The sequence below is a fragment of the Paenibacillus sp. MMS18-CY102 genome, from assembly GCF_009789195.1.
GTDB lineage: Bacteria > Bacillota > Bacilli > Paenibacillales > Paenibacillaceae > Paenibacillus_T.
Map to the genome: position 1 here is coordinate 58,154 of NZ_WSTC01000033.1, position 8,615 is coordinate 66,768.

Annotated in this window: 9 protein-coding genes; 4 read left to right on the top strand and 5 right to left on the bottom strand. The window is 47.7% G+C overall.

What is annotated here, in order from left to right; all coding sequences use genetic code 11:
- Positions 1–251 precede the first annotated feature (251 nt).
- Positions 252–407 (top strand): hypothetical protein, encoded by a 156-nt coding sequence (locus GON22_RS20755; protein ID WP_160398029.1) that lies wholly within the window; start codon positions 252–254, stop codon positions 405–407.
- Positions 408–459: 52 nt separating this feature from the next.
- Here GON22_RS20755 and GON22_RS20760 read toward each other — a convergent pair whose 3' ends face one another.
- Positions 460–1,152 (bottom strand): copper homeostasis protein CutC, encoded by a 693-nt coding sequence (locus tag GON22_RS20760; RefSeq protein ID WP_160398030.1) that lies wholly within the window; start codon positions 1,150–1,152, stop codon positions 460–462.
- Positions 1,153–1,214: 62 nt separating this feature from the next.
- Between GON22_RS20760 and GON22_RS20765 the strand changes: the two genes are divergently transcribed.
- Positions 1,215–1,730 carry an RNase H family protein gene (locus GON22_RS20765; RefSeq protein ID WP_160398031.1) on the top strand — a complete coding sequence of 172 codons (516 nt, stop codon included), beginning with the start codon at positions 1,215–1,217 and terminating at the stop codon, positions 1,728–1,730.
- 13 nt (positions 1,731–1,743) lie between these two features.
- On the opposite strand, the gene GON22_RS20770 is transcribed toward GON22_RS20765, so the two are convergent.
- The 3 genes from GON22_RS20770 to GON22_RS20780 all read right to left on the bottom strand — a co-directional run bounded on the left by GON22_RS20770 (position 1,744) and on the right by GON22_RS20780 (position 5,097).
- Positions 1,744–3,780 carry a Na+/H+ antiporter gene (locus tag GON22_RS20770; protein ID WP_160398032.1) on the bottom strand — a complete coding sequence of 679 codons (2,037 nt, stop codon included), beginning with the start codon at positions 3,778–3,780 and terminating at the stop codon, positions 1,744–1,746.
- A gap of 96 nt (positions 3,781–3,876) precedes the next feature.
- Positions 3,877–4,053 (bottom strand): hypothetical protein, encoded by a 177-nt coding sequence (locus tag GON22_RS20775; protein ID WP_160398033.1) that lies wholly within the window; start codon positions 4,051–4,053, stop codon positions 3,877–3,879.
- A gap of 87 nt (positions 4,054–4,140) precedes the next feature.
- Complete coding sequence (locus tag GON22_RS20780) at positions 4,141–5,097, bottom strand: sugar-binding transcriptional regulator (RefSeq protein WP_160398034.1); 957 nt, start codon at positions 5,095–5,097, stop codon at positions 4,141–4,143.
- Between the two features lie 278 nt (positions 5,098–5,375).
- Between GON22_RS20780 and trpB the strand changes: the two genes are divergently transcribed.
- Entirely contained in the window at positions 5,376–6,572 is a 1,197-nt protein-coding gene (trpB, locus tag GON22_RS20785) for a tryptophan synthase subunit beta (protein WP_160398035.1), read from the top strand.
- Positions 6,559–7,368, top strand: coding sequence for a tryptophan synthase subunit alpha (gene trpA, locus GON22_RS20790; RefSeq protein WP_160398036.1), 810 nt, complete (start codon positions 6,559–6,561; stop codon positions 7,366–7,368). Before trpB ends, trpA begins: the two co-directional genes overlap by 14 nt.
- Positions 7,369–7,377: 9 nt before the next feature.
- Here the strand turns inward: trpA and GON22_RS20795 are convergent, their stop codons facing one another.
- The gene (locus GON22_RS20795) at positions 7,378–8,232 is read right to left on the bottom strand and encodes a formate/nitrite transporter family protein (protein WP_160398037.1); all 855 of its coding nucleotides are present in this window, start codon (positions 8,230–8,232) and stop codon (positions 7,378–7,380) included.
- Between the last annotated feature and the right edge of the window lie 383 nt (positions 8,233–8,615).

The following is an 8,615-nucleotide window of genomic DNA, read 5'->3' on the forward strand; positions in this document are numbered from 1 at the left end:
GGACATCATCATTCTCCTTTGGCGTCATACATTATTGGGTCCATATTCCATTCGTACGATTTCGGCGGCCATCGTTTGTTTACCTTTGAACATTTTCAAGAAAAATTGTTGAATTCGAAATCAAACACAAATAGGCACCCATTCCCGAAAAGAAATGAGTGCCTGCTTGGTTCAAGATCCCCATACAAACTACGCATGTGCTGTTTGGATATCGTATACTGTTAATAAAATCCAACTATGAGGTGATTCCAATGATTAGGAATAACACGCAACAGAAATTTGTATTAAATGTTGCGGATGAGGACGGCCGTACTGCATTACTCGTTGATGCTGCAGACAGCGAACATGGTTATACCATTCCAACAAAGCAGGCGAACGAATTAAGAAAAAAAATTTATAATGGCTAACTGCAATGGGAACAATCGGGACAGGCTTATCATCACTTTTAATAAAGCGGACTTACTTACGATCGTGCACGAGATCCGCGAGCATCCGAAGCACTGACGGATCAATCGGGGACAAGCTGGATTTGCCATAGCGGACAGCCGATCCAAAATGCACCTCCTGTACGCCAGTCCGCCGCATGAAATCGGTGATGCCTTCCGCAGCGAGGCCGCTTCCGGCTACTATCTTGAGATCGCATCCGCTTGTTGCAGCAACGAGCCTCGCCATCTCTAGCGTTGACTCCATCGCCGGTCTTGGCCCTGCAGAAGTAAGCACACGCGTAATTTGTGGATATTTCATCAACACCTGCAGCGCTTCATGCTGGTCTCCCAGCTCGTCGAAAGCGCGGTGGAACGTCACCTGTAAGACTTCAGCAAGCGGAAGCAACCGCTCCAGCGCTGCTTCGTCAATTTTGCCTGCTCGCGTTAACGCACCTAGCACAATGCCAGCGGCACCAGCTTGAACAATTGCATTGATTTCGAAAGCCATTGTTTCAATATCGTGTTCAGGATATACGAAGGAACGGCTGTGTGGACGCACCATCACAAAAACCGGAATACGGACTGTACGCACTACTTGCTTTACGAGCCCAATTCCGGGTGTTAAGCCTCCTTCCGTGATCGCAGTTATTAATTCAAGGCGGTCCGCACCGTTCGCCTCTGCCGCTAAAGCATCGTCCACACAGGTTGCAATGACTTCCAATATCATGACAAATCCCCCACGTTCCGAATTAATGCTGGCTATAACATTTTAAATTAGGAGATGCCCACATGAATAACTTAAACGAATCGTTATTGAAAAAAGCTTACCAGCTTCCTAAATTGCGGCAAAATATAATGAACAGCGGCACGATGTATCTATATTGCGATTACGCCGGCTTCGCCACGCCCAATGTTTATGGTGCAGCTTGTTGTATAGCATACAATCGCACAGTAAATACAACGGCCAAGCGGCTGTTGATCGAACAAGATCACGGCTCGAGCTACGGTGAGATGATGGCAATCATTCATAGCTTAGACACGCTTAAGGACGCATGCTGCGCCCACGAACCCCGAATCGCCATTATATACACGGATTACAGCCGCATTTCACGCGCATTGGTTCAAGACTGTTTCTCACATCCGCAAGTTCGGCAAGGAAGAGATGACCTATTAGCTGCTCTAGCCAATATTAATTGCCTCTTCCCTAACGTTGATGTACAAATCAAGTATATAAGCAGCCATAAGAAAAACAACTACTTGCATCAAATGGCTCACAACGCGGCAAGGGATGCCGCATTTACATAGGAATGAGCATCACCTATTCCGCATGTTCAAATAACGTTGCGCTCTCGATGTGATTAACCATCCGCCTCAAATCTTTGGCTTGCTCGCTGCTAATCTCCCCCGTTTCGTGCATTCGCCGAATTTCTGAGCGTTCCAGGTCCATTACAACGATTCGAAGCTCTTCCTTCTGTGCCTCTACGGATGCATTAAACTGGCCTGGCCCTTTAAGCCTATCGATGATTCGCTTATAGTCGAAGATGACGGAATAGACAACGGGGGCTTCGCCAAGTTCATTCATATTCGCTTCCAAATACGCCAGAGCCGCTTGTGAGGATCGCAGGAAAATTTCCTTCCCCGCCTGCCGCTGGGCCATTCGATCTTGGAACTTGCTGGCATTACGGCGCCTGCCGCTTGCACGTTTCCACTCCCGAAAAACGTTTCTTACAAGGAAACTAAACTGGGATCTAACATTTCGAGACAGCGCTTCTTCACGCATTTCGAAGGCATTCATCATGAATTGGAACAATTGTTCATCCACTTCTCCTTGTTCCATGGCATCTTCCATATATTTTCGCTCAACCTTCAACGCCTGCAACCGAACTTCTTTTACTTTATATAAAAACGCGTTGCCTTCTTTCTCTTTCGAGCTCATGTCTATGTTCGTTTGTTTAAATGTCTGTTTTAGCTCATCCAGCAATTGATAAGCAGCTGTTTCATTTTCGTCATTTATTTCTGAACGCACCTTCTTCATCGCCGCAAGCAACAGCTTGCTCTTGGCTGTATTTATGTCCAAATAATTAAACAGCTCGCCATCGGCCGTTTCTCCTTTGCTCAATAAGGGAAGAAACACGGTAGCAGCAAGTAACGTGAACAGTATGACACCTGCAGCTAAGAAGAGAATAAGTGACCGCTCAGGGAACGCTTTCCCGCTCTCGATCAGAAACGGAATGGACAACACACCTGCCATCGTCAATGCGCCTCGAACACCGGTTAAGCTGATTAGAAGCGTCATTTTAACCGTCGGTTTAGCGACATTTGTATCCCGTTTGAGCCGATGTTCAAAACAGGAAAACAGGTACGACCAACCGAATCGGATCGCCAATATCACAATTCCGATAGCTAAGACGTATCCGACCGCAAGCGTATTATGAATGCTCGGATTCTCAACGGTCGACCGTATAGACGGAGGGATGATTAAACCAAGCAATAGGAATACCGTTCCGTTTAAAATAAACGACACCGTGGACCAGATGTTTTCGGTTAATACCTGTTCCTCCGCTTGCATCGGTTCCGCCTTCTCGCGAAGCACGGAGTGAACAATTCCGCCTACGACCACCGCAATGACTCCAGAAGCATGAAATATCTCCTCGGCAACGATATAAATGAGGAATGGCGCCAATAGTTGAAGCAACGAATGCAGCGTGACATCGCTGATGCCTTTTTTGCGCAGGCTATACCGGATCCACGTCATCAGCAAGCTGAGTACAAGCCCGAGAAAAGCGCCAGCGAGAAACATATATGTAAATTCGAATATAGCTTCACGCAGGGAAAAATACCCTGTAACTACCGCAGCAACCGCATAATTAAAGGCGACCAGCCCCGAAGCATCATTAATCAGCGATTCCCCTCGTACGAGATTCAATACGCTCTCCGGCAGATGAATACGCTTTGCAATGCCGTTAACAGCTACAGGATCTGTTGGTGACAAAATGGCCGCTAAGGCGAAAGCCGCAGCAAGCGGAATGTCCGGGATAAGCCAATGAATAAAGCATCCGCCGCCAATTGTTGTGAGCAGCACGAGAACGATGGCGTTGCCAAAAATGGGCGCCCGCATTTTCCATAGCTCATCCCTTGGAAAATGTCTCCCGTCGTTATACAAAAGCGGAGCAATGAATAGCAGCAAAAACCACTCCGTCTCAATCTCAAGATGGAATTCCTTATAGACAAGAGCAATGCCTACCCCAATCGCAATCTGGGTTAAAGCAGTAGGCAAGAATGGCACATAGTGGCTGATGATGTTAGAAATAACTAAACATACAAGCAGCAATATGATGGTCATCAAAATTTCCATTGTGTTTCCCCCTGATGCCTATCGCATGAATGTGAACGTGTTCGTCGAAGGCAATCGGCAATGAAGCTTAGTATTCGATTGTTTGGGTTTGTTATGCTAAACAGTCCAGCGGTCCATTTCCTCGGAATACGCTTGAATCGCCTCCTCCATGCTAATTGGATCGATCCTCGAAATAATAGCTGGCATGATTTCTAGATAATCAAAGCAGACTTTTTTAATGCACGCCTCAATGACTGCCTCATTGATGCCTTCGCTTGGATGCCATATTTCCAATGAACGCGGCCTCAAGCCATTCTGTAATTGATTCATTTACTTACTTATGAAATTACATAACAAAAGCCGCATCTTATGCGGCATTTGTTATCGAAACTCAAGTACACCTTTCGCCGTCTCCACATCCGTTACCAGCGTGTCAATCCATCGGCCGCGCAGCACGGCGCGGATCGCTTCAATTTTGTCCTTGCCATGGGCAATAGCCATCACGTTGCCGATCGCTCGCAACTCCTCCACCGTCAAGCCAATCATCCGCGTTTCATCCTCGCATGCGACAATTTTGCCTTCCCTGTCCAAGAACGAAGTGCAAAGGTTCGCGACAGCGCCTTTTGCCTTCATCTGTGCTATGCTCTGCTTCTGAAAATTGCCGGATCGGACAATCGTCGCTTCCTCCGATACTTGCCCAATCCCGGCGAGTGCAACCGTTGCGCTGCGGGCAAGCTGGAGCACCTCGGCAATTTCAGCTTCTGCTGCAATTACATCGCGCGTCTGCGCAGAGCCGACAATAGCCGGTGCGTTAAGCTGATAATAAGGCGACTTCAGCGCCTCGCCAAACAGCCGTGCATTCGTATTCGCGTGCAACCGTGCGCCTTCTGCACCCCAGCCTCCAACCATCGGCACAAACCTTAAGCCTTTTCTTGCAAAAAAGTTCAGCTCTTCACCCACCACGTTCACGCCATCTCCGGCCATAATGCCAACAATATCCTTGTCCTTCAAAACGGAATCCAGCAGCACAGCGCTTGCTCTGCCCAGATGAGACCGGATTGCCTGCTGATTCGCCTCTCCAGGCACTTGGATGACGACTGCATTTTTGATGCCGAACGTTTCGACAAGCGCACGTTCATGCTCCTGCTCTTCGGAGAAGGGATTTTTAATTGTAATCTGTACAAGGCCCTCTGACTTTGCCGCACTTAACATACGGCTGATTTGAGGGCGGGAAATGCCTAGTTTCTCGGAAATTTCGATCTGGCTGAGGCCGTCCAAATAATATAACATGCTCACTTTAACGAGCATTCGTGTTCGTTCGTCATTGATATTCGACATATAGGCTCCTTGTTGAACAAATGTTCAATATTGAAATTATGTTCAGACGCATGTATAGTGATGGCAGATACAAAATTTCTATTTCTGAGTCGAGCCGAGCATAGATGAGTTGAGATGAGCAAGGATGAGTTGAGCAGCGTGAATGAATATTGGGAAACCCGGCTGTATTCATTATATTTCTGAGCCAGTGTCTTTTCCATGCTTTAATCTGCTCTATCCTATGATTTTGCAAAAAGCTTTCCTTCTTGCCGGCTCGCCCTCAACGAAGGGAGACCGTTATGAATCAAATGAATGGAAAATTCGGGGAATATGGCGGAAGATTTGTGCCCGAGACGCTCATGCACGCACTCAATGAGCTAGAAAGCGCCTATTTGAATTACAAGAACGATCCTGATTTTAATCAGGAAGTGAAACAATTGCTGCAGGAATACTCTGGAAGGCCTACCCCGCTTTACTTTGCCGAACGGCTAACCAAACACTTGGGCGGCGCAACAATTTATCTCAAGCGCGAAGATTTGAATCATACTGGCGCCCACAAAATCAACAATACAATCGGCCAGGCGATATTGGCCAAACGAATGGGAAAGAAAAAAATGATTGCCGAAACCGGCGCTGGGCAGCACGGTGTGGCAACAGCAACGGTCGCTGCGCTGTTGGGGATGGAATGCAAAGTGTTCATGGGAGAGGAAGACATGAAGCGCCAGCAGCTGAATGTCTCGCGCATGCAATTGCTAGGGGCTGAGGTTGTTCCCGTGCTGTCTGGAGCCAGAACGTTGAAGGACGCAGGAAACGAAACGCTGCGCTATTGGGTTGCCCACGTTGAAGATACGTTTTTCCTCTTCGGAACGGCTGCCGGGCCGCATCCTTACCCGATGATGGTGAGAGATTTTCAACGGGTCATCGGCGATGAGGTACGTGAGCAAATCATAACGAAAGAAGGGCGGCTGCCAGATTCCATCGTCGCTTGCGTTGGCGGCGGCAGCAATGCAATCGGCATTTTCTATCCGTTTTTGGAAGACAGATCGATTCGCCTGATCGGCGTGGAAGCCGGCGGGCTAGGCTTGCATACGAATGCACATTCAGCCACCCTATCCAAGGGCACACCAGGCGTGTTCCAAGGTTCAATGAGCTATCTGCTGCAAGATGGCATAGGCCAGGTGCAGCCTGCCCATTCTATTTCGGCAGGGCTCGACTATCCAGGCGTTGGACCAGAGCATGCCCATCTGAAGGACACCGGCCAGGTTGAGTATGTTTCAATTACAGACAACGAAGCAATGGCAGCACTACATTTGCTCAGCCGGACGGAAGGCATTATCCCAGCTTTAGAAAGCTCGCATGCTTTAGCCCAATGTGTGAAGCTTGCCCCCGCTCTCCCTCACCATCACATCATGGTCGTAAACGTCTCAGGAAGAGGCGATAAGGACATGAATACGATCATGAGTTATACGGGAGGCGAATGTGATGAACGCAATTGACGAAACGATGAATCGGCTACGGGCAACGAACAAGGCCGCATTTATTCCCTATTTGACTGTTGGCGACCCAAACATGACAACTTCGCTGGACTTGCTAAACGAATTCCAGAACGCAGGCGCCGATATGATTGAACTGGGTGTGCCTTACTCCGATCCACTAGCAGACGGTCCTGTTATTCAAGAAGCGTCCATGCGAGCGCTGCGCAATCAGGTTAACGTTATTGATGTCATTGGTTTGGCAAAACTAGCCCGTCAAGCTGGCGTTCACATCCCGCTTATCCTGTTCACCTACTACAATCCGATTCTTAAGGCAGGACTGGAGCAGGTTTTCAAGCTCATGCATAACAGCGGCATAGACGGCATTATCGTGCCGGATCTCCCGATTGAGGAGAGCGGCAAGGTCCGCTCCTGCTGCACTGAATACAGCATTCACTATATTCCGCTTGTTGCCCCGACCTCAAGAGAACGCGTCAAGATGATTGCAGACAAAGCTGCCGGCTTCATTTATTGCGTGTCATCGCTTGGCGTTACAGGACAGCGGCAGCAGTTTCATCAAGATATCGAAGCATTCCTGGATGAAGTTCGGAACGCCTCCTCCCTGCCAATTGTTGTCGGCTTCGGCATTGCCACCCCAGAGCAATATAAGATGTTTGCGAAGCTAGCCGATGGTGTTGTCGTAGGCAGCGACATCGTTTATCAAGTGGGGCAAAATCTCTCCCTGCTTGAAAGCCCAGCTTCCTACTCCCGCGGCATTGGCCATATCAAAACGTTCATTTCGACCTTAATTGGAAAGTAGGCGCTGCTTTCAACTCGGAACAACCTCTTTCTCCCCAGCCGCGCTAAGTGTTCGCTGCTCCGTTTTGCTTGAGCGGACAGATGCTACTCTTACATTCCGAACGGGGGATATCAGCCAATAGGACATACCGACAAAACCGGCTCCACCTACGATATTTCCTAGCGTCACGGGGATCAAATTATGGAGCAATCCGGCAATAGTGATCGTATCCGGATGAGGCAGAAGCAGGGCGAGGCCAAGTACCGTCATATTCGCCACCGAATGCTCGTAGCCAGATGCTATAAATGCGAAGAGCATCCACGATATTAGCAGCAATTTTGCTGTGTCTTCCTTGGCGCGAAGTGATGTCCATATAGCGAGACATACTAGCCAGTTACACATAATGCCGCGGAAAAAGAGTTGAAACTCATTCATATGCATTTTTTTCGAGGCAGCGGTGAATAGAAGATGATCAGCAGGGATTTTGTCAAACATGCCTGTACCAAGGATAAGCAAACATAGAATCATAGCTCCAATAAAGTTGCCCAAGTAGCAAAATAGCCAATTCCGAAAAGCATCCCTTAACGTAGTCGCTTTAGCTAAACTGCTTATTGCGAATACCATATTGTTACCAGTGGAAAGCTCTGATCCTGCAAAAATGACCAGTGTTAATGCAATGCCAAACGACATCCCCATCACAACCGGCGTAAAGATGGAATGCGCTGCGGCGAAGGCTGCTCCAAGCGTAAATATAAGCACGATGCCCATTCCAACATAAGCGCCAGCCAAACCTGAAGCGAGCAAATACCGACCTTTACTTTCGTCAAGCAGCGTTTTCTTTGCGACTGCTGATTTCAAAACAGCTTCAATCGTATCTTTATACATCTGAGCATCTCCCTTTGATTCAATCACTTCATTATCACTACGCCTTAACTTCAATAGATTCCACTCGACAACATTGCGATTTTGTTAAAAACGACTTCATTCGCGTATCTGATTCCTTCGAAAGGAGTACATATGACCGTCTAATGGGAACCATGTAAACCAAAACCCATGTAAATAGTAACCAATCGTTCCTAATGGTGTATATGGTTAAATATGGCCATTCTATCGACATAAAACTTCTTTTTCGAACAATTTGATAACAAAACCTCCATGGTTTTTGAACCGCTACCCCCACATGAAAAGTTGATCATGTCGAGGTTAGCGGCTCTTTTGCTTTTCCATACTGTTAAGGAACGTAATTGGAATAAACACGCAGCTTTTTA